The sequence below is a fragment of the Shewanella vaxholmensis genome (assembly GCF_031932135.1).
Classification (GTDB): Bacteria; Pseudomonadota; Gammaproteobacteria; order Enterobacterales; family Shewanellaceae; genus Shewanella; species Shewanella hafniensis.
The window spans coordinates 1-24,333 of sequence record NZ_JAUOEV010000035.1 but is presented as its reverse complement, the minus strand read 5'-3'; the positions used below and the strand labels follow the sequence as shown (position 1 = coordinate 24,333).

General features: G+C 45.6%; 40 protein-coding genes. 7 read left to right on the top strand and 33 right to left on the bottom strand.

From position 1 onward, the window contains the following. Positions 1-504: 504 nt before the first annotated feature. Genes Q4Q46_RS20660 through Q4Q46_RS20645 form a run of 4 tightly spaced genes read right to left on the bottom strand, consistent with a single transcriptional unit; the run spans position 505 to position 4,110 of the window. A complete protein-coding gene (locus Q4Q46_RS20660; RefSeq protein ID WP_012588805.1) occupies positions 505-1,092 on the bottom strand; it encodes a TlpA disulfide reductase family protein in 588 nt (195 codons plus the stop codon). Next, positions 1,089-1,568, bottom strand: a complete 480-nt coding sequence (gene nrfF / locus Q4Q46_RS20655) for a heme lyase NrfEFG subunit NrfF (RefSeq protein ID WP_006079712.1) — start codon at positions 1,566-1,568, stop codon at positions 1,089-1,091. The genes Q4Q46_RS20660 and nrfF overlap by 4 nt, the downstream gene beginning before the upstream one ends. Next, positions 1,565-2,119 (bottom strand): DsbE family thiol:disulfide interchange protein, encoded by a 555-nt coding sequence (locus Q4Q46_RS20650; RefSeq protein ID WP_006079711.1) that lies wholly within the window; start codon positions 2,117-2,119, stop codon positions 1,565-1,567. The genes nrfF and Q4Q46_RS20650 overlap by 4 nt, the downstream gene beginning before the upstream one ends. A gap of 11 nt (positions 2,120-2,130) precedes the next feature. Next, entirely contained in the window at positions 2,131-4,110 is a 1,980-nt protein-coding gene (locus tag Q4Q46_RS20645; RefSeq protein ID WP_311906934.1) for a heme lyase CcmF/NrfE family subunit, read from the bottom strand. A 400-nt stretch (positions 4,111-4,510) separates the two neighbouring features. Here Q4Q46_RS20645 and ccmI point away from each other — a divergent pair, with 400 nt between their 5' ends. Beyond that, positions 4,511-5,764 carry a c-type cytochrome biogenesis protein CcmI gene (ccmI, locus tag Q4Q46_RS20640; protein WP_311906936.1) on the top strand — a complete coding sequence of 418 codons (1,254 nt, stop codon included), beginning with the start codon at positions 4,511-4,513 and terminating at the stop codon, positions 5,762-5,764. Between the two features lie 61 nt (positions 5,765-5,825). On the opposite strand, the gene Q4Q46_RS20635 is transcribed toward ccmI, so the two are convergent. Further along, the gene (locus tag Q4Q46_RS20635; RefSeq protein WP_311906933.1) at positions 5,826-6,125 is read right to left on the bottom strand and encodes a c-type cytochrome; all 300 of its coding nucleotides are present in this window, start codon (positions 6,123-6,125) and stop codon (positions 5,826-5,828) included. Positions 6,126-6,443: 318 nt separating this feature from the next. Here Q4Q46_RS20635 and ccmA point away from each other — a divergent pair, with 318 nt between their 5' ends. The 6 genes from ccmA to Q4Q46_RS20605 all read left to right on the top strand — a co-directional run bounded on the left by ccmA (position 6,444) and on the right by Q4Q46_RS20605 (position 10,366). Continuing rightward, positions 6,444-7,094, top strand: coding sequence for a cytochrome c biogenesis heme-transporting ATPase CcmA (gene ccmA, locus Q4Q46_RS20630; RefSeq protein WP_220591702.1), 651 nt, complete (start codon positions 6,444-6,446; stop codon positions 7,092-7,094). 11 nt (positions 7,095-7,105) lie between these two features. Next, complete coding sequence (gene ccmB / locus Q4Q46_RS20625; RefSeq protein WP_006079706.1) at positions 7,106-7,792, top strand: heme exporter protein CcmB; 687 nt, start codon at positions 7,106-7,108, stop codon at positions 7,790-7,792. A 1-nt stretch (position 7,793) separates the two neighbouring features. After that, positions 7,794-8,540, top strand: a complete 747-nt coding sequence (locus tag Q4Q46_RS20620) for a heme ABC transporter permease (RefSeq protein ID WP_220591701.1) — start codon at positions 7,794-7,796, stop codon at positions 8,538-8,540. After that, positions 8,540-8,740 carry a heme exporter protein CcmD gene (gene ccmD, locus Q4Q46_RS20615; protein WP_011982116.1) on the top strand — a complete coding sequence of 67 codons (201 nt, stop codon included), beginning with the start codon at positions 8,540-8,542 and terminating at the stop codon, positions 8,738-8,740. The genes Q4Q46_RS20620 and ccmD overlap by 1 nt, the downstream gene beginning before the upstream one ends. Then, entirely contained in the window at positions 8,737-9,225 is a 489-nt protein-coding gene (ccmE, locus tag Q4Q46_RS20610) for a cytochrome c maturation protein CcmE (protein WP_006079699.1), read from the top strand. The genes ccmD and ccmE overlap by 4 nt, the downstream gene beginning before the upstream one ends. Positions 9,226-9,358: 133 nt before the next feature. After that, a complete protein-coding gene (locus tag Q4Q46_RS20605) occupies positions 9,359-10,366 on the top strand; it encodes an ABC transporter substrate-binding protein (protein WP_342899628.1) in 1,008 nt (335 codons plus the stop codon). A 58-nt stretch (positions 10,367-10,424) separates the two neighbouring features. On the opposite strand, the gene rplQ is transcribed toward Q4Q46_RS20605, so the two are convergent. The 28 genes from rplQ to rpsJ form a co-directional block, all read right to left on the bottom strand. Further along, positions 10,425-10,820 carry a 50S ribosomal protein L17 gene (rplQ, locus tag Q4Q46_RS20600; RefSeq protein WP_006083573.1) on the bottom strand — a complete coding sequence of 132 codons (396 nt, stop codon included), beginning with the start codon at positions 10,818-10,820 and terminating at the stop codon, positions 10,425-10,427. Positions 10,821-10,860: 40 nt separating this feature from the next. Continuing rightward, positions 10,861-11,850, bottom strand: a complete 990-nt coding sequence (locus Q4Q46_RS20595; RefSeq protein ID WP_006083574.1) for a DNA-directed RNA polymerase subunit alpha — start codon at positions 11,848-11,850, stop codon at positions 10,861-10,863. A 24-nt stretch (positions 11,851-11,874) separates the two neighbouring features. After that, positions 11,875-12,495 (bottom strand): 30S ribosomal protein S4, encoded by a 621-nt coding sequence (rpsD, locus tag Q4Q46_RS20590; protein ID WP_106648456.1) that lies wholly within the window; start codon positions 12,493-12,495, stop codon positions 11,875-11,877. 32 nt (positions 12,496-12,527) lie between these two features. Then, positions 12,528-12,920: a 30S ribosomal protein S11 gene (rpsK, locus tag Q4Q46_RS20585; RefSeq protein WP_006083577.1), complete on the bottom strand. Its 393-nt coding sequence runs from the start codon at positions 12,918-12,920 to the stop codon at positions 12,528-12,530. 15 nt (positions 12,921-12,935) lie between these two features. Beyond that, a complete protein-coding gene (rpsM, locus tag Q4Q46_RS20580; protein ID WP_011787581.1) occupies positions 12,936-13,292 on the bottom strand; it encodes a 30S ribosomal protein S13 in 357 nt (118 codons plus the stop codon). A 117-nt stretch (positions 13,293-13,409) separates the two neighbouring features. Next, positions 13,410-13,523, bottom strand: coding sequence for a 50S ribosomal protein L36 (rpmJ, locus tag Q4Q46_RS20575; protein ID WP_006083579.1), 114 nt, complete (start codon positions 13,521-13,523; stop codon positions 13,410-13,412). Positions 13,524-13,544: 21 nt separating this feature from the next. Then, the gene (gene secY, locus Q4Q46_RS20570; protein WP_007644459.1) at positions 13,545-14,885 is read right to left on the bottom strand and encodes a preprotein translocase subunit SecY; all 1,341 of its coding nucleotides are present in this window, start codon (positions 14,883-14,885) and stop codon (positions 13,545-13,547) included. Between the two features lie 7 nt (positions 14,886-14,892). Next, the gene (gene rplO, locus Q4Q46_RS20565) at positions 14,893-15,327 is read right to left on the bottom strand and encodes a 50S ribosomal protein L15 (protein ID WP_006083581.1); all 435 of its coding nucleotides are present in this window, start codon (positions 15,325-15,327) and stop codon (positions 14,893-14,895) included. Positions 15,328-15,330: 3 nt separating this feature from the next. Beyond that, the gene (gene rpmD / locus Q4Q46_RS20560; RefSeq protein ID WP_006083582.1) at positions 15,331-15,513 is read right to left on the bottom strand and encodes a 50S ribosomal protein L30; all 183 of its coding nucleotides are present in this window, start codon (positions 15,511-15,513) and stop codon (positions 15,331-15,333) included. Between the two features lie 6 nt (positions 15,514-15,519). Continuing rightward, complete coding sequence (rpsE, locus tag Q4Q46_RS20555) at positions 15,520-16,023, bottom strand: 30S ribosomal protein S5 (protein ID WP_006083583.1); 504 nt, start codon at positions 16,021-16,023, stop codon at positions 15,520-15,522. A gap of 11 nt (positions 16,024-16,034) precedes the next feature. Next, positions 16,035-16,385, bottom strand: a complete 351-nt coding sequence (rplR, locus tag Q4Q46_RS20550) for a 50S ribosomal protein L18 (protein WP_006083584.1) — start codon at positions 16,383-16,385, stop codon at positions 16,035-16,037. Between the two features lie 10 nt (positions 16,386-16,395). Beyond that, positions 16,396-16,929 carry a 50S ribosomal protein L6 gene (rplF, locus tag Q4Q46_RS20545; RefSeq protein ID WP_106648457.1) on the bottom strand — a complete coding sequence of 178 codons (534 nt, stop codon included), beginning with the start codon at positions 16,927-16,929 and terminating at the stop codon, positions 16,396-16,398. A 10-nt stretch (positions 16,930-16,939) separates the two neighbouring features. After that, a complete protein-coding gene (gene rpsH, locus Q4Q46_RS20540) occupies positions 16,940-17,332 on the bottom strand; it encodes a 30S ribosomal protein S8 (protein ID WP_106648458.1) in 393 nt (130 codons plus the stop codon). Between the two features lie 24 nt (positions 17,333-17,356). Next, a complete protein-coding gene (gene rpsN / locus Q4Q46_RS20535) occupies positions 17,357-17,662 on the bottom strand; it encodes a 30S ribosomal protein S14 (protein ID WP_106648459.1) in 306 nt (101 codons plus the stop codon). Positions 17,663-17,672: 10 nt separating this feature from the next. Further along, positions 17,673-18,212, bottom strand: a complete 540-nt coding sequence (gene rplE / locus Q4Q46_RS20530; RefSeq protein WP_006083588.1) for a 50S ribosomal protein L5 — start codon at positions 18,210-18,212, stop codon at positions 17,673-17,675. Between the two features lie 12 nt (positions 18,213-18,224). After that, positions 18,225-18,539 (bottom strand): 50S ribosomal protein L24, encoded by a 315-nt coding sequence (gene rplX, locus Q4Q46_RS20525; protein ID WP_006083589.1) that lies wholly within the window; start codon positions 18,537-18,539, stop codon positions 18,225-18,227. Between the two features lie 11 nt (positions 18,540-18,550). After that, positions 18,551-18,919, bottom strand: coding sequence for a 50S ribosomal protein L14 (gene rplN / locus Q4Q46_RS20520; RefSeq protein WP_006083590.1), 369 nt, complete (start codon positions 18,917-18,919; stop codon positions 18,551-18,553). 180 nt (positions 18,920-19,099) lie between these two features. Further along, the gene (rpsQ, locus tag Q4Q46_RS20515; RefSeq protein ID WP_006083591.1) at positions 19,100-19,348 is read right to left on the bottom strand and encodes a 30S ribosomal protein S17; all 249 of its coding nucleotides are present in this window, start codon (positions 19,346-19,348) and stop codon (positions 19,100-19,102) included. After that, on the bottom strand, positions 19,348-19,539 hold the full coding sequence (gene rpmC / locus Q4Q46_RS20510) for a 50S ribosomal protein L29 (protein WP_006083592.1): 192 nt from the start codon (positions 19,537-19,539) through the stop codon (positions 19,348-19,350). Before rpmC ends, rpsQ begins: the two co-directional genes overlap by 1 nt. Further along, positions 19,539-19,949 (bottom strand): 50S ribosomal protein L16, encoded by a 411-nt coding sequence (gene rplP / locus Q4Q46_RS20505; protein ID WP_006083593.1) that lies wholly within the window; start codon positions 19,947-19,949, stop codon positions 19,539-19,541. Before rplP ends, rpmC begins: the two co-directional genes overlap by 1 nt. 11 nt (positions 19,950-19,960) lie before the next feature. After that, on the bottom strand, positions 19,961-20,653 hold the full coding sequence (gene rpsC, locus Q4Q46_RS20500) for a 30S ribosomal protein S3 (RefSeq protein WP_011787574.1): 693 nt from the start codon (positions 20,651-20,653) through the stop codon (positions 19,961-19,963). A 9-nt stretch (positions 20,654-20,662) separates the two neighbouring features. Then, entirely contained in the window at positions 20,663-20,995 is a 333-nt protein-coding gene (gene rplV, locus Q4Q46_RS20495) for a 50S ribosomal protein L22 (protein WP_006083595.1), read from the bottom strand. A gap of 15 nt (positions 20,996-21,010) precedes the next feature. Then, positions 21,011-21,289, bottom strand: a complete 279-nt coding sequence (gene rpsS / locus Q4Q46_RS20490) for a 30S ribosomal protein S19 (protein WP_006083596.1) — start codon at positions 21,287-21,289, stop codon at positions 21,011-21,013. A 14-nt stretch (positions 21,290-21,303) separates the two neighbouring features. Then, positions 21,304-22,128 carry a 50S ribosomal protein L2 gene (rplB, locus tag Q4Q46_RS20485; RefSeq protein WP_006083597.1) on the bottom strand — a complete coding sequence of 275 codons (825 nt, stop codon included), beginning with the start codon at positions 22,126-22,128 and terminating at the stop codon, positions 21,304-21,306. 16 nt (positions 22,129-22,144) lie between these two features. After that, the gene (gene rplW / locus Q4Q46_RS20480) at positions 22,145-22,447 is read right to left on the bottom strand and encodes a 50S ribosomal protein L23 (protein WP_025008843.1); all 303 of its coding nucleotides are present in this window, start codon (positions 22,445-22,447) and stop codon (positions 22,145-22,147) included. Further along, on the bottom strand, positions 22,447-23,052 hold the full coding sequence (gene rplD, locus Q4Q46_RS20475; RefSeq protein WP_006083599.1) for a 50S ribosomal protein L4: 606 nt from the start codon (positions 23,050-23,052) through the stop codon (positions 22,447-22,449). The genes rplW and rplD overlap by 1 nt, the downstream gene beginning before the upstream one ends. Positions 23,053-23,069: 17 nt before the next feature. After that, positions 23,070-23,708 carry a 50S ribosomal protein L3 gene (rplC, locus tag Q4Q46_RS20470; protein WP_006083600.1) on the bottom strand — a complete coding sequence of 213 codons (639 nt, stop codon included), beginning with the start codon at positions 23,706-23,708 and terminating at the stop codon, positions 23,070-23,072. A gap of 30 nt (positions 23,709-23,738) precedes the next feature. Beyond that, on the bottom strand, positions 23,739-24,050 hold the full coding sequence (gene rpsJ / locus Q4Q46_RS20465) for a 30S ribosomal protein S10 (protein WP_006083601.1): 312 nt from the start codon (positions 24,048-24,050) through the stop codon (positions 23,739-23,741). Positions 24,051-24,333 lie beyond the last annotated feature (283 nt).

The following is a 24,333-nucleotide window of genomic DNA, read 5'->3' as shown; positions in this document are numbered from 1 at the left end:
TTGACTTACGTCAAACGGCTCAACGAATTCTGTTCGACTTACTAAGTAAGTCTTTGTACATATTGCTATGAACACTCATCACTCTCGTGAAAGAATTGGTTGATTTAAATTTTTGACTGCCAACCCTAAGGTTAAGCAGTTTCGATTAACTCAACACCTGTGAGTGTCCACACAGATTTCTTGTTTTATCTTGTTAAAGAGCAACTCAATATCCGTAAGAAAACTTGAGTACCACACTGAGCGCCGAACGCTTCCAGTTGGCTAGGGCTGCGTATTCTTCGCATTTCCCGTTTCGCGTCAAGGAGTTTTTGCAAACTTTCTCAACACTCATCAATCAGTAAACTCATTGATGAACTGTCACATCAGGCGGCTTAACGCTGTCTGCCGTGTCAGTGGATGCGCATTATAGGGAGCAGGAGATTTTGTGCAAGGGCTTTTTTAATGAAAAAAGATCGCATGGCGATCTTTTAAACGATGGTGATTCTTTTACGTGCAGAGTGCCGATTAATTGGGCTTTTTACTGCCTTTATCGATAAAACCTTGGATTAGTGAGACAGCTTTGGCATCGTCCCAATCAACATAGGATCGAACAAAAGCTATCAATTGGCCCTGTTGATCGAGAATAAATGTCGCTGGAATCGTATCGAGCGGAAAAACATCCCCAAGACTTTGTGGCTGATCGTAGTAAGAGTTGAAGTTTGGCATACCTAACGAGCTTAAGAACGGTTGAACCTGTTGCTTACCTTCTGCATCAATAGAGATAGGCAATAGTACAAAGTCTTCGGCTTTGAACTTGGTCGCGAGTCTTTCGATTGCTGGCAGTTCCCTTACACAGGGTGGACACCAGGTCGCCCACATGTTCACCATGATGATCTTGCCTTTAAATTGACTGAAGTCGATGGCTTTACCATCGACGTCATTAAAGGCGACAGGCTCAATCGGGAAAGTCTTTGGCAAGACATTGATCAAATCAACGGTTGATTCCATCGGTTTAGTCGCCTGCTGCATGCCGGGGTACGCATGCGCGACCCCACCAGCAAGTAACGAAAAGAGGGATGACAACAATAATGCCGTAATGACTTTATGCTTCATTTAGTATTACGCTTTAGCAAGGTATCTAACTCTCGCTGATCTTCTTCGCTAATTTCGTTCGGCACATTACCGCTGATACGTTGTTTACGAATGAAGATAAAACCAATCACGAGACCCATAAGTAATAAACCGATAGGACCCAACCAAAGAATGTAGGTTTTGGTTTCCATCTTAGGGTTATAGAGTACGAACTCACCGTAACGGCTGGTCATAAACTCGATGATCTCATCATCGCCCTTACCTTCGTCTACCATCTTGAAGACTTCAAGACGCAGATCGCGCGCAACCGGTGAGTTTGAGTCGATCAAGTTTTGGTTTTGACACTGTGGGCAACGTAGTTCATGAGCCAAAGACAAACCGCGCTTTTGATTTTCAGGCGTTTTGAATTCGTAAGTATCAACTGGTGTTGCCATAACGGCGGTCGTCATGCTGAATAACAGCACTAGACCACCAATGATTTTTGTCAGCGTTCTCATGATGCGCCATCCTTCGCCGCTTCAGCTTGTAATTGTTGGATCATAGGGTAAAGGGTTTCGCTCCATACGCGTTGGTCGATTGGACCCGCATAACGGAAGCGGATAATACCGTTGTGATCAACCACAAAACTTTCAGGTGCACCATAGACGCCAAGGTCTAATCCTAAACGGCCATCTTTATCATAGATATTGACGTTGTAGGGGTCGCCCTGACGCTTCAACTCTTCTAATGCGGGAGCACGCTCATCGCGATAGTTGATCCCGTAAATTGGCAGAAGATTTTTACGCTTTAGCATCACTAAGAAAGGATGCTCATATTTACAAGATGGACACCAAGTCGCCCACACATTAAGTAATGACACCTTGCCTTTTAATTGCTCATTCGTAATGATCTCAGCTGGTGTCTCTAAGCGTTCCAGTTGGAAAGCCGGAATAGGCTTTCCTTCCAGTGCCGAATCCAATTGCTGCGGATTCAGGAATAAGCCTTTATATAGAAACACCCCCATGGCGAGAAATATGACCAATGGGATAAACAGAACCAACTTCTTCATACATTCCCCAATTATTGAGCCGTTGCCAATTTTGCCTTTTCGGCCGAAGGCGCGACAGCTTCAGTGACTTTTGCACGGTAACGTTTATCCGATGCCGCGAAGAATCCACCAATCATCATGAAAATTGCCCCAAACCATAACCAACGCACGAACGGCTTGTAGTTCAAACGAACCGCAAATTCAGTGCTGGTAATTGGATCGCCCATGGTCACATACAAATCACGGAATAGACCCCAGTCGATACCCGCTTCTGTCATGTCCATAGTACGCACATTATATTGGCGACGATCGGGCTTGAGTAATGTCAGCAGCTCATCACCTTTGTAGACTTCTATCTGTCCCTGCATTGCAGTGTAGTTAGGACCCACTACGTTTTTGGTCTCGAGATATTTAAAGGTATAACCCGCAAGTTCTTGGCTGATACCAGGTCCCATGCGAACACTTTTCTCAATCGAGTAATTCGACACCATAGTGGCACCAATCACAGATACAGCAATACCAAGATGCGCGAAGATCATACCCAGCTGGCTACGGCCCATACGGCTGATGCTGATATCACCTTCTTTCGACTTGACCATATTATAGGCCGCTCTAGCAGTCGCTAAGATAATCCAAGCCGCTGCCGCGATACCAAAGGCAACCCAAGTATTGAATACACCATCGACGATAAATGGCGTCACAATACCGATAGCCGCAGCAATCATTGCAGGGATCAATAACTGACGCTTAAGCTCGCCTACTTTCGATTTTTTCCAACGGATAATTGGACCAATACCCATAAAGCCAAATAAGACTAATACGATAGGCACAAACACAGCGTTGAAGTATGGAGGTCCTACAGAAATTTTACCCATGCCGAGTGCATCGATGAGCAATGGATAGAGTGTACCCAATAGCACAGTACCTGCGGCAACAGTCAGTAACACGTTACAGACCAATAGCATGGTTTCTTTAGACTTCAGCTCGAAACGGGCTGGACTGCTCATTTCACTGGCGCGGAAGGCAAACAGTGTTAATGAACCGCCAATAGCTAAGCCAAGTAACAACAGAATAAACATACCGCGGCTTGGATCGGCTGCGAATGAATGCACAGAGGTTAATACGCCAGAGCGAACAATAAAGGTACCAAGCAAACTTAAAGAGAAAGCGAAGATAGACAGTAATACGGTCCAGTTACGGAAGGCTCCGCGTTTCTCGGTCACAATCAAAGAGTGAACCAGCGCAGTACCCACTAACCAAGGCATGAAAGAAGCGTTCTCTACAGGATCCCAGAACCACCAACCGCCCCAGCCTAATTCATAATATGCCCACCAAGAACCTAACGCGATACCTCCTGTTAGGAAGATCCAAGCGGCTAAGGTCCAAGGACGCGTCCAACGAGCCCATGCAGAATCGAGACGACCGCTCATCAGCGCGGCAATCGCAAATGCAAAACTCACCGAGAAACCCACATAACCTAAATACAGCATAGGTGGATGGAAGATTAATCCCACATCCTGCAGCATTGGGTTCAAGTCACGACCTTCGGCAGGGATCGGGAACAAACGTTCGAATGGACTAGAAGTAAGTAACATGAATAAGCTAAAGCCAATCACGATCAGCGCTAATACTGCCAGTACACGCGCAGTAAACACTTCCTCTAAACCTTTACTAAATAAGGCAACCGCTGCAGCCCAAGTCGATAAAGCAAACACCCAGAACAACAGTGACCCTTCATGACCGCCCCATACGGCCGATATCTTAAAGAAGATAGGTAACTGAGAATTAGAGTGATGTGCCACATAAGCGACGGAGAAATCGTCGACGGCAAAGCTATAAGCCAGTACGACAACAGATACAGTGATAAAAAAGAACATTCCGTACGTTAACGGCCAAGCATACCTAACAAGGTATTGATCTTTACGGGCAACACCTATTAGGGGGACGCTGATTAATAAGAAGGCAAAAGCCACCCCTATTATCAGCGCAAAGTGTCCAAGTTCTGGGATCATGGGTTTTCCTCAGTCTTCAATAATATGTTGATTTAGAAAGACTCTATCTCAACGCACAACATGTTATTCACGCAAATGCACGAAATTTTGCTCATTTTAGTATTTGCTATTGTTCCTGTCTGCCTCTTTCGTACAAAACTGGGTTACTTGTCTCATTCTCAATTTTAGAGGTTGTTGAAAGTCACGGAAGAGGCCCAGTTCTGCATGTGACCGACAAATGACACTTAAGTTTCATACAAAATTTACAAGAAGAATCAATTTGTGAACCAGTGCCCAACTATAAGCTTTCAGTACTGGGATTACCTTATATTACTGTTCAATGAACAATCTTTACGTATAATCTTGCTTCCAAGCCTAGCGGTTACTCCGCTTTCTGCAAACTAAAGTGAATATAGAAACAATGACGACATTTTGGATTTTTATTGCGCTTGTTATGTTAGTCGGCCTTATGCTGATTTGGATCCCGCATTTCAGACAGCAAAAATTGCTGAAAACGGAAGAAGCCGGAGTTCGTAAACAAACGAACCTTGAATTGTTCAATGAACGCTTAGCCACTCTTGAAAAAGAATTAAGCGAGGAGCTACTCGATCAAGCCGAATTCGATGCATTGAAAAAAGAGCTTGAAATCAGTCTACTCCAAGACATCAAACAAGCGAGTGATGATTCACTGGTCAACCAAATCAAGCCAAAGACTATTCTGTGGCCGTCGATCATGTCAGTTTGTTTGGTTGTTATCTCAGGCTATCTCTATCAGCACTTAGGCGCCTTTGAGAATATTGAAACTGCCCAGCAACCTGCCAATCCCCATGCGGGAATGGATACAGCCCAAATCATGATGCAACGCGTGCAGATGATGGAGACTCAAATTAAAGCCGAACCAGAGAACAGCCAACTGTGGTTCAGCTTAGGCCATGCTTATGTATCGGCAAACCAATACGATAAAGGGATTGCGGCTTTCGATAAAGTAATCGAATTGGTCGGAAAACATGCAGAATTGCTCGGTCCCAAAGCGACAGCTATGTATTACAAGGCGGGTCAACAAATGACACCGCAAATCCAAGCGATTATCGATGAATCTTTAGCTATGGATGCTCAAGATCCTTCAACGTTATTACTTGTAGGTATGGATGCCTTCTTTACGGCTGATTACAAGAAAGCCATCGCCTCTTGGCAAACCATTCTAGATAGCGATCGTGCCGATGTTGATCGCGCAGCCTTAATGAATGCTATCGAAACCGCTAACTTACGTATGCAGTCTGAAACAGCGGGGATGCCAAATGATGAAGCCCACAAGCAAGTGAAAGCAAGTGCGACCAAATCAGTCAATGTCACTATATCTATCTCTGCAGAACTTGCCGCTAAAGCCAGCCCTGAAGACACTATCTTTATCTTTGCCCGTGCAACTGAAGGACCAAAAGTCCCATTAGCAGCGACCAAAGTCAGTGCGAAGTCGTTCCCAATTACGGTGACATTAGATGACAGCAGCGGTATGGGTGGTGATAAGAAGTTGAGTGACGCTACCAATGTGGAAGTGATTGCTGTGCTTTCTAAACACGGTAATATCAAACCACAAGCTGGCGATCTTCAAGGTAAGATCAGCACAGTCGCTGTCGGCGATACCGCTAACCTAGTACTTGATACCCAAGTGCAATAAACCCAGTTTATTGCAGACATAAAAAACCGGCTTTGGCCGGTTTTTTATTCACACTGAAAAATTACTGAGCTTTAGACATAAACTCGATAGCTGCTTTGTAATCTTCGTCAGTACAATCGGTACACATACCACCTGGTGGCATAGCATTCAGACCAGTTTTCACACTCTTCACTAGAGCATCAACGCCCTTAGCTAAGCGTGGTTCCCATTCTGCAGCGTTGTGTACTTTTGGAGCACCAGCAACACCCATACTGTGGCATACGGTACATGCCTTATTATAAATAGCCTCAGCATCTTGAGCTGAAGCGTTAACTGACATAGTCAAAGCAGCGACTGCAGTCATTGCTAACAGTTTTTTCATGTTCAATGTTCCTAATGCAAATACGTACAAAGCTCGGCGCTGCCCTTACTTAGGCAGACTCATTATAGCCGACTAAGATTACTACAAACTTCAAGAAATCTCATCTTTTTGTGATTAGAATCTCAACACAAAATGAATCAGGCGACAAGGGGGACAAATTCGTTAATATATTAGCAAGTCGTAAAAAAGTTCGATAAATATTGCGGTTATTGGAACCACATCATATTGCTGACATCTAGTGCAAACCAAGAGTAAACCCCCAATAACGTTTGTGTTAGAATGACTTGTGTTTCCTTCCGGCTTGAGATAGAGGGTTCAGTGACAAATATAACTAAAGAAACCACATTAGTGTCAGCCAGCAAGCTGACCTGTATCCGCGAAGAACGCATCCTTTTTGATGAGTTAAGTTTTGATATTAATGCCGGCGACATTGTTCAAATCGAAGGCCCTAACGGCGCAGGAAAGACCAGTTTATTACGCATATTGGCGGGCCTTTCTCGCCCCTATGCCGGACAAACTTTTTACATTAATGAAGACATAAACCGTTGCCGCGATGAATACAATGAAGACCTCTTGTATTTAGGCCATTTAGCTGGCGTGAAATGCGAGCTGACTGCCGAAGAAAACCTTAATTTCAATTTAAGAATCAGTGGTTATGATGACTTTGATACCTCAGCCATTTTAGCCAAAGTAAACTTAACAGGTTTTGAAGAGGCGCTTGCCGGACATTTATCTGCAGGCCAGCATCGCAGAACTGCGCTATCAAGATTGTGGCATAGCAATTGTAAAATTTGGATCCTTGACGAACCTTTTACCGCGATCGATAAAAAAGGCGTCGAAGAGCTGGAGCAATTATTTATTCAGCATGCGGATAATGGTGGTTGTGTGATCCTCACAACTCACCAAGATATGGGCATTATCAAAGATGATAGGCTTCGTAAAATTCGTCTAGATTATCGCTTCATATAAGGTCAGGCTAAATGAAAAGAGGCATCAGTTTTACCCAGGCATTTTTCACCTTGCTGCAGCGAGATCTTAAAATTGCCATTCGCCACCGCGGCGACATTTTTAACCCACTGCTATTTTTTATTATGGTTGTGACCTTATTCCCACTGGGGATCGGCCCAGAGCCACAGATGTTAGCCCGTGTAGCACCCGGAATAATTTGGGTTGCAGCGTTACTAGCCTCTATGTTGTCACTTGAAAGGCTTTTCAAAGCCGACTTTAGTGATGGTAGCTTAGAACAAATGTTATTGAGTCCGCAGCCATTAGCCATTCTCGTATTAGCTAAAGTGTTAGCCCATTGGATTTTAACCGGTGTGCCACTGATTATTATTGCGCCACTGTTAGCGGTGCTACTCAATTTAGATGGCAATAGTTATGGCGCGTTAATATCGACCCTTGCGCTAGGCACGCCAGTATTGTCGCTATTAGGTGCCATTGGTGTGGCATTAACCGTCGGCCTTAGAAAAGGTGGCGTGTTACTCAGCTTACTTATTTTGCCCTTGTATATTCCGGTTCTCATTTTTGCAACGAGTGCCATAGACGCGGCAGGAATGAATTTACCCTATGACGGTCAGCTCGCTATAATAGGCGCTATGCTGGTCGGATCGTTAACCTTAGCACCTTTTGCAATTGGTGCATCTCTGCGAGTGAGTACTAACTAAAATGTGGAAATGGTTACACCCTTACGCGGATCCTGAACGCGCATATAAGTTATCAGGAACATTATTTCCATGGTTTGCGATTTTAGCAGGTCTGTTTATTGCTGTGGGCACAACATGGGGACTCGTGTTTGCACCGACTGATTATCAGCAGGGTGATAGCTATCGCATCATCTTTATCCATGTCCCAGCAGCTTCTATGTCGATGGCAGCTTACATGGGGATGGCAACAGCGGCCTTTATCGGTTTAGTGTGGCAAATAAAACTTGCCGACTGGGCAGCGGCTTCTATTGCGCCTATTGGTGCAGTGATCACCTTTATTGCTCTCTTTACCGGTGCGGCTTGGGGCAAACCTATGTGGGGCGCTTGGTGGGTATGGGATGCACGCTTAACCTCAGAGCTAGTATTACTGTTCTTATATCTAGGTGTTATCTCACTCTATGCTTCATTTGAGGATAAAGTGCTCGCTGCTCGTGCTGCTGGGATCCTCGCGATTGTGGGTGTAATTAACATCCCAATCATCAAATACTCAGTTGAATGGTGGAGCTCATTGCATCAGCCATCGACTATCCGCATTACCGAGAAATCGACAATGTCGACGGAAATGCTCTATCCACTGTTAATCAATATGCTTGGCTTCGGTCTCATGATAGGTGCCATCACTATTGTGCGATTCAAGGCAGAAATTTTAGCAAGAAATGGCATGCGCCCTTGGGTGCGTGAACTAGCTAAGGCTGAGGAGGTCAAATAATGCAATTCGATTCGATCAGTGATTTTTTTAATATGGGCGGCTATGCATTCTATGTATGGCTATCCTACGGAGTAACCTTCTTTTGCCTGTCAACGCTTATCATTACCAGCGCACGCCAAAAGCGTAAGGTATTAATTGAAATAGCGAAGAAAATGGATAGAGAAGAACGCCTAAAAGAAACTAGGAGTACTAAATCGTGAACCCAAGACGCAAAAAAAGACTGACGTTAGCAGTGGCATTAATCGGTGGTGTTGCCGCGATTACTTCGCTTTTGCTTTATGCGCTGAACTCCAACTTAAACTTATTCTATACACCGTCTGAAATTGTCCACGGCAAAACAGATACTGGCGTCAAACCAGAAATTGGCCAACGCATTCGTGTCGGCGGCATGGTAACAGTCGGTTCTATGGTGCGAGATCCTAAGAGCTTACATGTGCAGTTCGCAGTGCATGACTCTCTAGGCGGCGAAGTACTGGTCACCTATGACGATCTACTGCCCGATCTATTCCGTGAAGGACAAGGTATTGTGGCGCAAGGCGTGCTAAGTGCTGATGGTAAGCTAGAAGCGACTGAAGTACTGGCTAAGCATGATGAAAACTACATGCCGCCAGAAGTTGCCGAAGCCATGGGCCAAAAGCACGAAAAGTTGGATTACAGCCAACAGAAGGCACCAGACACTAAGTAAGCGATTGATGAAGTAGCAACAGCATACACAATAAGCCTCCTAGCCTAATAACTAGTGAGGCTTTTTTATTATCTCAATCTAGATAATAAAAGGTGAACTATACTCAAGGCAGGTTCAAAACCTAAGACTGCGTATGATTCAAATAACACCATTAAACATAAACTTGCATTGTGTTGCCCTACTCTTATGCCTTGTGAGTCTCTCGCAGAACGCCAATGCAGCTAAAGTGATCGTGATCGAAAGCTATCACCATGGATATCAATGGGACCAAGAATACTACCGAGCGATTAATGACACGCTTAGCCCCCTGCACGATGTGAGTTATTTCGAAATGGATACCAAGCGTTTACCAAAGGAGCAATTTGCCGAAAGAGCTGATTTAGCGTGGAAGTACATCCAAAGCCAAGCACCTCAACTGGTTATTCTCGCCGATGATAATGCGGTTAACCTGTTACATCAGCACCTCAATGACAGCTTAATCCCAGTGGTCTATCTTGGGGTGAATATGAACCCTAGAGAGTATCATCTCAATGAGCACAAGCGCTTTACCGGTGTCATAGAAAGGCCGCTGCTACGACGCTCACTCCTCCTCATTCAACGCTTACTCCCACAGACTGTGCACCGTAAAATACTAGTCCTATTTGACCAAGGTGTTACCTCAGACTCAGCCGCAGAATACATCAGCAAGCAACACTCTAGTATTTTGGGTGATATCGAAGTGAATCTGGTGCAATTGTCACAGCTAGCAGATTGGCAGCAACAGGTATTGACGGCGAAAAAGCAAGGCTATAACGCCATTGTCGTAGCGCTATACCATACAGTAAGAGATGCAGAGAATCGTTCTGTTGATGCGGATCAGCTACTAAAGTGGATATCTGAACATACCCCAGTACCCAATTTCGGTTTTTGGGGATTCAGTGTCTCCGCCGAGGGTAATATTGGCGGCTACGTACTCGATGGCTATCATCATGGCGAAATAGCAGCGAATATGGCGTTAAAAATACTGGCTGGCGAGAAAACCGAAAACATCTTTCCAGTGACAGATGATCTTGGGAAATACATGTTTAGTCAGCAAGGTTTGGCCAAATGGAATATTAGCCTACCGAAAGAAATCGAGAAAAATACACTCTGGGTGAAGTAATGAAAAAAAGACATAAAAAAGCCGGGCATTGCCCGGCTTTTTAAAAGTGTAACCTTAATTACTCAGCAGCTTCAACATCAACAGCTTGAGCAGCTTCTGGACGGCCAACTAGCTCGATGTAAGCCATAGGGGCTTTATCACCAGCACGTAAACCGCACTTAAGGATACGGGTATAGCCACCAGGACGTTCCTGGTAACGTGGACCCAACTCAGTAAATAACTTACCAACGACTTCAGCGTCGCGAGTACGTGCAAACGCTAAACGACGGTTTGCAACGCTGTCACTCTTAGCAAGTGTTATCAGAGGCTCAACTACGCGACGCAGTTCTTTCGCTTTAGCCACAGTTGTCTTGATGATCTCATGACGAACTAGTGAACCGGCCATGTTGCGAAACATGGCTTGGCGATGACTGCTGTTACGGTTTAGTTGACGACCACTCTTACGATGGCGCATGACCTAATCCTTATAACCTAAATCTGTACAAACCTGAGACTTATAGGTCGTCTGCTAAACTAGCTGGAGGCCAGTTTTCCAAACGCATACCTAACGACAGTCCGCGAGAAGCTAAAACATCCTTAATTTCAGTAAGAGATTTCTTACCTAAGTTCGGGGTTTTCAGCAACTCAACTTCAGTGCGCTGTACCAGATCTCCGATGTAATGAATCGCTTCGGCTTTCAAGCAGTTAGCCGAACGTACAGTTAGCTCTAAATCGTCGACAGGACGCAGCAGAATCGGATCGAATTCCGGTTTCTCTTCTTTCAGCTCTGGCTCAGTCACGTCACGTAACTCTACAAACGCATCTAGCTGTTCAGCCAGAATAGTTGCAGAACGACGGATAGCTTCCTCAGGATCGATAGTACCGTTTGTGGTCATATCGATAACGAGTTTATCTAAGTCAGTACGCTGTTCTACACGTGCTGCTTCTACATTGTAGGCAATACGTGCAACTGGCGAGAAAGAAGCATCAACCAGCAAGCGGCCGATTGGGCGATCATCGTCTTCGGTCTGTGCACGAGCAGATGCTGGTACATAACCACGACCACGCTCAACGCGAATACGCATGCTGATATCATTGTTACCTGTCAGATGACAGATAATATGATCAGGATTCACGATAGTGACATCACCATCATGCGTGATATCTGCTGCGATGACAGGGCCTGCGCCGGACTTGCTCAACGTAAGCATAGCCTCGTCTTTACCCTCGATAGTCACTGCTAACCCTTTCAGGTTTAACAAGATCTCAAGGATATCTTCTTGAACGCCTTCCTTACTGCTGTATTCGTGCAGTACACCGTCAATCTCGACTTCGGTAACCGCGCAGCCGGGCATAGACGACAATAGGATGCGACGCAACGCGTTACCTAAAGTGTGGCCGAAACCACGCTCAAGTGGTTCCAATGTAACCTTGGCACGTGTTGAGTTAACCTGCTCGATATCAACGAGACGCGGTTTAAGAAATTCTGTAACAGAACCCTGCATTGTGTCCTCTCTTGTTTGTTAGCCTTACTTAGAGTAAAGCTCGACGATCAGCTGTTCGTTAATTTCCGCAGACAAATCGCTACGTTCTGGAACGCGCTTGAAAGCACCTTCCATTTTCGCGCTGTCGACTTCAACCCATGTAGGCTTCTCGCGTTGAGCTGCCACTTCTAAAGCCGCTTTAATACGAGCTTGAGTACGTGACTTCTCGCGGATGCTCACAACATCATTCGCAGACACTTTGAATGATGGAATGTTAACAACACGACCGTTAACCATAATTGATTTATGGCTCACTAGCTGACGTGATTCTGCACGAGTTGCACCGAAGCCCATACGATAAACTACGTTATCAAGACGGGTTTCTAAAAGCTGAAGCAGGTTTTCACCTGTGTTGCCTTTAGTACGTGCAGCATCTTTGTAATAGTTACGGAATTGTTTTTCTAACACACCGTAAATACGACGAACTTTTTGTTTTTCGCGTAACTGAGTACCATACTCTGACAAACGTGGCTTACGAGCGCCATGTTGTCCAGGTGCAGTTTCCAGTTTACACTTTGAATCGATTGCTCTCACACCGCTTTTTAAGAAAAGGTCTGTACCTTCTCGGCGGCTGAGCTTGAGCTTGGGACCCAAGTATCTTGCCATGATCTTTCTCCAACTATCCTAATGAAACGACGTTATACACGACGCTTTTTAGGAGGACGACAACCATTATGAGGGATCGGCGTCACATCGGTAATGTTGGTAATTTTATAACCAACAGCGTTCAGCGCACGAATGGCTGACTCACGACCTGGACCTGGACCCTTCACAAACACTTCAAGGTTTTTTAAACCGTAGTCTTGAGCAGCAGCACCTGCACGCTCAGCAGCCACCTGTGCAGCAAATGGAGTAGATTTACGTGAACCACGGAAACCTGAACCACCTGAAGTAGCCCATGACAACGCATTACCTTGACGATCTGTAATGGTGACAATAGTGTTGTTGAAAGAAGCATGGATATGAGCCATGCCATCTGCAACCTGTTTACGTACGCGCTTACGCGGAGAACGTGACGGAACTTTAGCCATTGCTTTACCTTCCCGTTACTTTCTAATTGGTTTACGTGGACCTTTACGCGTACGCGCATTGGTCTTAGTACGTTGCCCACGGAGAGGCAGGCTACGGCGATGGCGGAGACCACGATAACAACCAAGATCCATAAGACGCTTGATGTTCATTGAAATCTCACGACGTAAGTCACCTTCTACTAGGTATTTAGCGACTTCTTCGCGTAGTGTGTCTATTTGAGCTTCGCTCAATTCCTTGATCTTAGCAGTTTCAGCGATTGCTGTAGCCGCGCAGATTGCTCTAGCGCGAGTACGGCCGATGCCGAAAATTGCAGTCAATGCGATGACTGTATGCTTTTGATCAGGAATGTTAATGCCAGCGATACGGGCCACTATGCACTCCTTAAAGTTAAAGGCCAACTGCGAAAAGCCCGAAAGGATACTCGACAGTCGACAGATTTGCAAACAAAATTTTGTTCAGCCCAATTTATGGGCTGAACAAATTACTTTTTAGCCTTGACGCTGTTTGTGTTTTGGTTCAACACAGATAACGCGTACAACGCCACTACGCTTGACGATCTTGCAGTTACGGCAGATCTTCTTCACGGAAGCTCGAACTTTCATTTCATCACTCCGTAAAGCTACTTAGCGACCAAAGCGATCTAAATTAGCTTTGTTTACTAGGTTAGCTTTCTTCATCACAGACTCATACTGATGAGACATCATATGCGTCTGAACCTGAGCCATGAAGTCCATGATCACGACTACCATAATGAGTAGTGAAGTACCGCCAAAATAGAACTGTACTTTCCACGCGATTAACATGAACTCCGGAATTAAGCAGATAAAGGTTATGTATAACGCGCCTGCCAATGTCAAACGGGTCATAACTTTATCAATGTAACGCGAAGTCTGTTCTCCAGGACGGATCCCAGGGATGAATGCACCACTCTTCTTCAAGTTATCTGCTGTTTCACGTGGGTTAAACACCAACGCAGTATAGAAGAAACAGAAAAAGATAATCGCTGTTGCATATAATAATGAGTAAAGCGGTTGTCCAGGTGACACAGCCAGTGAAAAATCACTTAACCATGACATGGACTCATTTTGACCGAACCACTGAGCCAGTGTTCCAGGAAACAAAATGATGCTTGACGCAAAAATTGGCGGAATAACACCTGCCATGTTTATTTTCAGCGGTAGATGGGTACTTTGCGCAGCGAACACCTTACGGCCTTGCTGACGCTTAGCATAGTTAACGACGATACGACGCTGACCACGTTCCACAAACACTACAAAATAAGTCACTGCAAACACAATTACCGCGAGCAACAACAATACTAACACATTCAAGTCACCTTGACGCGCCTGCTCAGCCGTTTGGCCGATAGCGGAAGGTAATCCAGCAACAATACCTGCGAAAATCAAAATCGAGATACCATTACCTATACCACGTTCGGTAATTTGCTCACCTAGCCACATAAGGAACATAGTTCCTGTTACTAAGCTCACAACCGCAACAAAGTAGAATCCAAATCCAATGTTGACCACAAGGCCTGGCACTAAGTTTGGTAACCCGGTTGCAATACCGACCGACTGGAATGTACCCAGCACTAAGGTACCCCATCTGGTATATTGACTGATTTTCTTACGTCCTGATTCGCCTTCTTTTTTCAATTCAGCGAGTGCAGGATGTACCACAGTCAACAGTTGCATGATAATCGATGCCGAAATGTACGGCATAATACCTAATGCAAAGATAGAGGCACGCTCAAGGGCACCACCCGAGAACATGTTAAACATGCCAAGGATGGTTCCACTTTGCTGAGCAAACAGCTCTGCTAATACAGCTGCGTCAATACCAGGAATTGGCACAAACGAACCGGCTCTAAAGACGATAATCGCACCAATCACGAACAGGAGGCGAGCTTTCAATTCTGAAAGTCCACCTTTCGCGCTTTTTAAATCAAGTCCTGGTTTTGCCATCGACGTATTATTCCTCGATCTTACCGCCGGCAGCTTCAATAGCTGCACGTGCACCTTTGGTTACCTTCAGACCTTTAACAGTCACAGGGCGCTCAATGGTACCTGAAAGAACAATTTTCGCAAACTGGATGTTGCGAGTTATAACGTTCGCATCTTTCAGAGCGTTTAAGTCGATAACATCACCGTTAACTTTTGCCAGTTCGAGTACACGAACTTCAGCTGTTACCATAGCGCGACGCGAGGTAAAACCAAATTTAGGTAAACGGATTTTAAGTGGCATTTGACCACCTTCAAATCCTGGGCGTACACCGCCACCAGAACGAGACTTTTGGCCTTTATGACCACGACCCGCTGTTTTACCTAGACCTGAGCCCATACCACGGCCTACACGCTTTGGTGCATGCTTAGAGCCTGCAGCTGGAGATAGAGTATTTAAACGCATCTATTAATCCTCCACCTTAACCATGTAGTAGACCTTGTTGATCATACCGCGAACAGAAGGAGTATCTTCTAATTCAACAGTGTGACCAATGCGACGCAAACCAAGACCCGTTAGGGTTGCACGATGCTTCGGTAAACGACCGATACCGCTTTTAGTTTGAGTAACTTTTACAGTTTTAGTTGCCATGGTGCATTACCCCCGAATTTCGTCAACATTCAGGCCACGCTTAGCTGCGATTTGCGAAGGTGACTTCATGTGCACCAAAGCATCGACAGTCGCGCGAACGATGTTGATCGGGTTAGTAGAACCGTATGCTTTTGACAGAACGTTATGAACGCCTGCTACTTCCAATACGGCACGCATTGCGCCACCGGCAATAATACCAGTACCTTGTGATGCAGGTTGCATGTACACAAGAGAACCAGTATGACGACCTTTAACTGGGTGATGCAGAGTACCTGCATTCAACTCAACGGTCACAATGTTACGACGAGCTTTTTCCATAGCTTTTTGAATCGCTGCTGGAACTTCACGTGCCTTGCCATAGCCGTAGCCAATCTTACCGTTACCATCACCCACTACTGTCAGTGCTGTGAAGCTAAAGATACGACCGCCCTTAACTACTTTAGAAACACGATTAACTGCAATCAATTTCTCTTGCAGATCGTCTTTTTGCTGAGCTTCTAATTTAGCCATTTTATAACCCCTTAGAACTTCAGGCCAGCTTCACGAGCTGCATCTGCTAACGCAGCTACACGACCGTGATACTTGAAACCAGAACGATCGAACGCAACTGAAGTTACGCCTTTTTCGATCGCGCGCTCAGCAACAAATTTACCTACTGCTTTCGCTGCGTCTACGTTACCGGTACTCTTCAGTAGCTCTTTAACCGCTTTTTCTACGGTTGAAGCAGCTGCCAACACCTGAGCTTCAGGATTGATCACCTGAGCATAAATGTGACGCGGTGTACGATGTACAACCAGACGGTTCACGCCCAGCTCTTGGATCTTCTTACGAGCGCGAGTAGCGCGACGTAAGCGAGATGTTTTCTTATCCATATCGCGTTACCTACTTCTTCTTAGCCTCTTTACGGCGTACTACTTCGTCGTCATAGCGAACACCCTTGCCTTTGTATGGCTCTGGTGGACGGTATCCGCGAATCTCAGCAGCGACTTGGCCAATTAACTGTTTATCAACGCCACGTAGGACGATATCAGTTTGGCTAGGACACTCTGCAGTAACGCCTGCGGGCAGTTTGTGTACTAACGGATGAGAGAAACCTAAAGTCAGGTCAATATCAGAACCGACGAGTTTCGCACGGTAACCAACGCCAACTAACTTTAACTTACGCTCAAAACCTTGAGATACACCAACAACCATGTTGTTTACTAATGCACGAGTTGTACCTGCCTGTGCCCAAGCGTTAACAACGCCTTCGACAGGAAGGAACTTAACTACGCCAGCTTCAATAACAACATTGACCGCATTGTTGATCACTCGAGTCAGACTACCTTTTCCGCCTTTGACGGTAAGAGTCTGTTCGTTCAAGGTCACCTCTACGCCAGCTGGAATAGATACTGGTGCTTTTGCTACACGAGACATTCCTAGCTCCTTAAGCTACGTAGCAGATAACCTCGCCACCCATGCCTGCAAGGCGGGCGGCACGATCAGTCATCAAGCCTTTAGAAGTGGACACAATTGCGACACCCAGACCGCCCATCACCTTTGGAAGTTCGTTTTTACCTTTGTAAATACGAAGACCAGGGCGACTTACACGCTGGATAGTCTCAACGACTGGTTGGCCTTGGAAATACTTTAAAGTAACTTCCAGTTCAGGCTTGGCTTCATCTGCTACGGCGTAATCAGCGATGTAACCTTCTTCTTTAAGCAGTTTCGCAATAGCGACTTTCAACTTAGCAGAAGGCATCTTCACCGATACGTGGTTAGCAGCTTGGCCGTTACGAATACGGGTTAACATATCCGCAATAGGATCTTGCATGCTCATATTAGCTTACTCCGTGACAAGTGCTTACCAGCTGGCCTTACGCAGGCCAGGAACTTCACCACGCATGGTTGCTTCACGTAATTTGATACGGCTTAAGCCGAATTTACGTAAGAAGCCATGAGGGCGACCAGTTTGATTACAACGATTGCGTTGACGCGCAGCGCTGGAATCACGTGGTAGAGCTTGCAACTTAAGTACTGCATCCCAACGGTCTTCGTCAGAAGAAGCTGGACTTGCAATGATAGTCTTAAGAGCCGCACGCTTTTCAGCGTACTTGGCCACGAGCTGTGCACGTTTAACTTCACGTGCTTTCATTGATGTTTTTGCCATTACGCTACCCTTATTTCTTGAATGGGAAGTTAAAAGCGTCTAACAAAGCACGACCTTCTTCATCATTCTTCGCAGTAGTAGTGATAACAATATCCATACCACGAATCTTATCGATTTTATCGTAATCGATTTCTGGGAAGATGATCTGCTCACGCACGCCCATTGCGTAGTTACCACGGCCGTCAAACGCTTTAGCGCTTAAGCCACGGAAGTCACGAATACGTGGGATTGCGATATCGACTAAACGCTCTAAGAATTCCCACATACGCTCACCGCGTAGGGTCACTTTACAGCCAATAGGGTAGCCTTCACGGATTTTAAAACCAGCAACTGACTTACGAGCAACAGTCACTACTGGCTTTTGACCAGCGATTGCAGTCATATCACGGACAGCATGGTCCATGATTTTCTTGTCTGCAACAGCTTCGCCAACACCCATGTTCAGGGTGATTTTCTCAATCCGAGGGACTTGCATGACACTGGTATAACCGAACTTTTTAGCAAGTTCAGCGACAACAGTCTCTTGGTATTTATCATGCAGTTTCGCCATCGTTTACTCCAATTACTTAACGAGTTCACTGTTCGATTTGAAGAAACGAACTTTTTTGCCGTCTTCAAAGCGGAAACCAACGCGATCAGCTTTGCCAGTGGCAGAGTTGAAAATCGCTACATTTGATGCTTGTATCGGTGCTTCTTTCTCAACAATACCGCCAGCTACGCCCAATTGTGGGTTTGGCTTTTGGTGTTTTTTGACAAGATTGATGCCTTCAACAATCAATTTACCAGTAGGAAGGACTTGAGAAACTTTTGCACGTTTACCCTTGTCTTTACCTGCTAATACAATCACTTCGTCTTCACGACGTATTTTAGCTGCCATTTTGAAGCTCCTTACAGTACTTCTGGTGCCAGCGAGACAATTTTCATAAATTGCTCATTACGCAATTCACGTGTCACTGGTCCAAAGATACGAGTACCAATCGGCTGCAGGTTGTTGTTCAAAAGAACAGCTGCATTCCGATCGAAGCGAATGACAGAACCGTCTGGACGACGTACGCCTTTCTTAGTACGGACTACCACCGCGTTATACACATCGCCTTTCTTCGCTTTAGCGCGAGGAATCGCTTCTTTAACAGAAACTTTGATGATGTCGCCGATACCGGCATAACGACGATGAGAGCCACCCAAGACCTTAATACACTGAACTCTGCGTGCGCCGCTGTTACAAGCAACGTCAAGAGTCGATTGCATTTGGATCATTTTAAGTGCTCCGCTATCGTTACTACACAATTCCCACTATGGGACAATAAAAACACTCATTTTTGCTATTAATTTAGTCAAAAATGGCGCGCAAATATAACACCATAAAAGTGGAATGTATAGTATTAAAAAACAAACGGCCCCACATTCTGGAGCCGTTTACCTAAATACCTAATTAACTTAGGCCTTTGATACTACTTCAACCAGGGTCCAAGACTTAGTCTTAGACAAAGGACGACATTCGCGAATCGCTACTAAATCGCCTTCATTGCACTGATTAGTTTCGTCATGTGCATGGATCTTAGTCGTACGCTTAATGTATTTCCCATAAATTGGGTGTTTCACTTGGCGTTCGATAGCAACAGTAATGGACTTGTCCATTTTGTTGCTAGTTACACGACCCTGCAAAGTACGGATTTTATCAGACATTATGCACCCGCCTTAGAAGTAATAATGGTCTTAACGCGCGCAATATTACGGCGCACTAATTTCAGTTGATTAGTCTGAGTCAACTGACCAGTGGCGTGTTGCATACGCAGGTTGAACTGCTCACGCAGCAGACCAAGTAGTTCAGCGTTCAGTTCTTCAACGCTCTTTTCTCTCAGTTCGCTCGCTTTCATTACATCACCGTCTTAGTTACGAAGGTAGTCTTAATTGGAAGCTTGGCAGCAGCTAAAGCAAACGCTTCACGAGCGATCACTTCAGAAACACCATTCATCTCATAAAGAACCTTACCAGGTTGAATCTGACATACCCAGTATTCAACGTTACCCTTACCTTTACCCATACGCACTTCGAGAGGCTTAGAGGTAATCGGTTTGTCCGGGAAAACTCGAATCCAAATTTGTCCCTGACGCTTAATGTGACGTGTCATGGCACGACGTGCAGATTCGATCTGACGCGCAGTTAAACGGCCACGGCCGACTGCTTTCAGACCAAAAGTACCAAAGCTAACTTCGGTACCGTTCGCCAGACCGCGGTTGCGGCCTTTGAACATCTTGCGAAACTTCATACGTTTAGGTTGCAGCATTGCCGGCTCTCCTATTTACCACGAGGCTTGCGCTTAGGTTGCTGCTGCTTCGGTTCTTCAATCTGTGGCAGCATTCCATCTAGAACTTCACCTTTGAAGATCCAAACTTTAACGCCAATCACACCGTATTGGGTGTGACTTTCAGATGTAGAATAGTCGATATCAGCACGCAAAGTATGTAAAGGTACACGACCTTCACGATACCACTCATCACGCGCAATCTCAGCTCCGCCTAAACGGCCACTAACTTGTACTTTGATACCTTGAGCACCAATACGCATTGCGTTTTGAACTGCGCGCTTCATAGCACGACGGAACATAACACGACGCTCTAATTGCTGTGCAATTGAATCAGCAACTAACTTGGCATCTAGCTCAGGTTTACGGATCTCAGCGATGTTAATTTGAGCAGGAGTGCCAGCGAGTTTTGACACTGCAGCACGCAATACTTCAACGTCTTCACCTTTCTTACCAATCACAACACCTGGACGGGCAGTGTGAATCGTAACGCGGATGCTTTTCGCTGGACGTTCGATAACAATCTTAGATACTGAAGCAGCTTGTAATTTCTCTACAAGAAACTTACGCACTTCCCAGTCGCTGTTCAGATTATTTGCGTAATCTGATTTATCTGCGTACCAGGTAGAGATCCAAGGCTTGGTGATACCCAGACGGATACCATTAGGATGTACTTTCTGTCCCATTGCTCTCTCCTAGCGATCTGATACAACCACAGTAATGTGGCTGGTACGCTTCATGATACGATCAGCGCGGCCTTTAGCACGTGGCATGATACGCTTCATAGTTGGGCCTTCATCTACGAAGACGGCTCCTACTTTAAGCTCATCAATATCCGCGCCTTCGTTGTGTTCGGCGTTTGCGATAGCTGAGTCAAGTACTTTTTTAACCAGTACGGCGGCTTTCTTGGGGCTGAAAGTCAAAATTTCGAGTGCCTTAGCAACAGGCAAACCACGAATTTGATCAGCAACCAGACGGGCCTTCTGCGCAGACGTACGGGCAAAACGATGTTTAGCTAAAACTTCCATCTTATTCCTCCCGTATTAACGCTTCTTCGCTTTCTTATCAGCGGCATGGCCACGATAAGTGCGAGTTGGTGAAAATTCACCAAGTTTGTGGCCGATCATTTCGTCAGTTACGAACACAGGAACGTGCTGACGACCATTATGGACAGCGATGGTCAAACCAATCATATTTGGAATGATCATAGAGCGACGTGACCAAGTCTTAATAGGCTTTTTGTCACCGGCTTCCATCGCTTTCTCTACCTTCTTCAGCAAGTGCAGGTCAATGAAGGGACCTTTCTTGAGAGAACGTGGCATGGCGAATCCTCTTACTATTTATTACGACGACGTACGATGTACTTGTCAGTGCGCTTGTTACTACGAGTTTTATAACCCTTAGTTGGCACACCCCATGGAGTCACTGGGTGACGACCACCAGAAGTACGGCCTTCACCACCACCGTGTGGATGGTCTACTGGGTTCATTGCAACACCGCGAACTGTAGGACGAATGCCTCTCCAGCGCTTAGCACCTGCTTTACCTAACTGGCGTAGCATGTGTTCGGCATTACCAACTTCACCAAATGTCGCGCGGCAATCAACTGGCACTTTACGCATTTCGCCTGAGCGAAGACGTAGAGTGGCATATGCGCCATCACGAGCAACAACTTGTACATAAGCCCCTGCAGAACGAGCGATCTGAGCACCTTTACCAGGCTTCATTTCAACAGCGTGAACTACAGAACCTACTGGGATGTTGCGCAGTGGCATAGCGTTACCGGTTTTGATCTCGGCAGCAACACCAGACTGGATCTTATCGCCAGCTTGCATGCCTTTGGCAGCAAGAATATAACGACGCTCACCATCCGCATACAATACTAACGCGATGTTAGCTGTACGGTTTGGATCGTATTCCAGACGCTCAATCTTTGCAGGGATACCATCTTTATCGCGTTTGAAGTCGATTAGACGATAATGCTGCTTATGACCACCACCTACGTGACGGACAGTGATACGGCCAGTATTGTTACGGCCACCACTTTTAGATTTTTTCGCCAACAGGCCAGCAAAGGGTTTACCCTTATGCAGGTCAGTGTTCACCACTTTAACTACGTGGCGACGACCTGGAGAGGTTGGCTTACACTTAATAACTGCCATGATAATTCTCCTTTGCTTACTCAGCGCCGCCGACGAAATCGATGTCAGCACCAGCAGCTAGAGTTACATAGGCTTTTTTCCAATCGCTACGACGACCAGTACGGCCACCAGTGCGTTTAGTTTTGCCTTTGCTTACTAAAGTGCGAACTGAATCAACTTCAACTTCAAATAGCTTAGCAACAGCAGCTTTAATTTCAGCTTTAGTTGCATCGATAGCTACGCGGAAAACAACAGTGTTGTGCTTCTCAGCGTTCACAGTACTCTTTTCAGAGATGTGTGGAGCGAGAATAACTTTTAGCAAACGTTCTTCGCGGATCATCATGCTAGCATCTCCTCGATTTGCTTCACTGCGTCAGCAGTCACAAGCACAGTGTTGAACGCGATCAGACTAACTGGGTCAAGACCCGCTACGTCACGAACGTCAACTTTGTACAGGTTACGAGCTGCTAAGAATAAGTTCTCATCAACTTCTGCAGTCACAATCAGAACGTCTTCAAGGTTCATTGCTTTCAATTTAGCTTTCAGCTCTTTAGTTTTAGGAGCTTCAACACCGAAAGATTCAACAACAACCAGACGCTCTTGACGTACCAATTCAGACAGAATGCTTTTCAGCGCGCCGCGGTACATCTTTTTGTTAACTTTTTGGCTATGATCTTGGGTTTTAGCAGCGAATGTTACGCCACCGCCACGCCAGATTGGGCCTTTAACAGAACCAGCACGAGCACGGCCAGTTCCTTTTTGGCGCCAAGGCTTTTTGCCTGAGCCAGTTACTTCCGCACGAGTCTTTTGAGCACGAGTGCCCTGACGCGCGTTTGCAGCGTATGCTACAACTACCTGATGAACCAGTGCCTCGTTAAAGTCACGGCCGAAGGTAGTTTCGGAAACTTCAAGAGCGCTTTGCGCGTCTTTCAATACCAATTCCATTACTATCTCCTCAGACCTTAAGCTTTAACGGCAGGCTTGATAATCAAGTCGCCATTGGTAGCGCCAGGAACAGCGCCACGGACTAGTAGCAGGTTACGCTCAACATCTACACGAACTACAACTAGATTTTGAGTAGTAACACGCTCGGCACCCATATGGCCTGACATTTTTTTGCCTTTGAATACGCGACCAGGCGTTTGGTTCTGACCGATAGAACCATTCGAGCGGTGCGACAAAGAGTTACCGTGAGTCATATCTTGAGTACGGAAGTTCCAACGCTTAACGCCGCCTTGGAAGCCTTTACCTTTTGATTGACCAGTAACATCTACTTTCGCTACGTCTGCGAAAATATCAACATTTAGCTCAGCACCAACTTCAATGCCCTCGCCTTCACCGTCTACCAAACGCATTTCCCACAAACCACGACCGGCTTCAACACCGCTCTTGGCAAAGTGACCTGCTTCTGGTTTAGTGATGCGATTGGCTTTTTTGGTGCCAGTTGTAACTTGAAGTGCACGGTAGCCGTCAGTTTCTAAAGTTTTCACTTGAGTAACACGGTTGCCTGCAACTTCAATTACAGTAACTGGTATTGAAACACCATCTTCAGTGAAGATGCGAGTCATACCAACTTTACGACCAATAAGACCGATAGCCATCTCTCAAACCTCTTCTTACTAGGATCTCAATTAACCCAAGCTAATCTGTACGTCGACACCAGCCGCAAGATCTAAACGCATTAATGCGTCAACAGTCTTTTCAGTTGGCTCTACGATGTCAACCAGGCGCTTGTGTGTACGTAATTCGTACTGGTCACGAGCATCTTTATTAACGTGCGGAGAGATCAAAATGGTATAACGCTCTTTGCGAGTAGGTAGTGGAATTGGACCACGAACCTGCGCGCCTGTACGCTTAGCAGTTTCAACGATTTCCGCTGTAGACTGATCAATTAAGCGATGATCAAATCCCTTTAAGCGGATACGGATTCTTTGGTTCTGCATTGACCAGAGCTCCTAAAATGGACATATAAAAAATCACCCTCTAGCTTCTTCTATATAGAAAAGCAGAGCGAGATGATTTAACCGTTCGACTCCCAATCGGAGCCGCTATGATAATGATTAACTTCAGCGACTAATCATTTAATTCGTCAACCTAAGTCGACGAGGGGGCCATTATACCTATCTAAATCCGGATATCAAGCCCGCTGTGTAAATAGTCATCAAATAACTATTCAACTTCAGAGTGGCGAGCATTTTACACAAATCTGTAGATAAAACTAGCCCT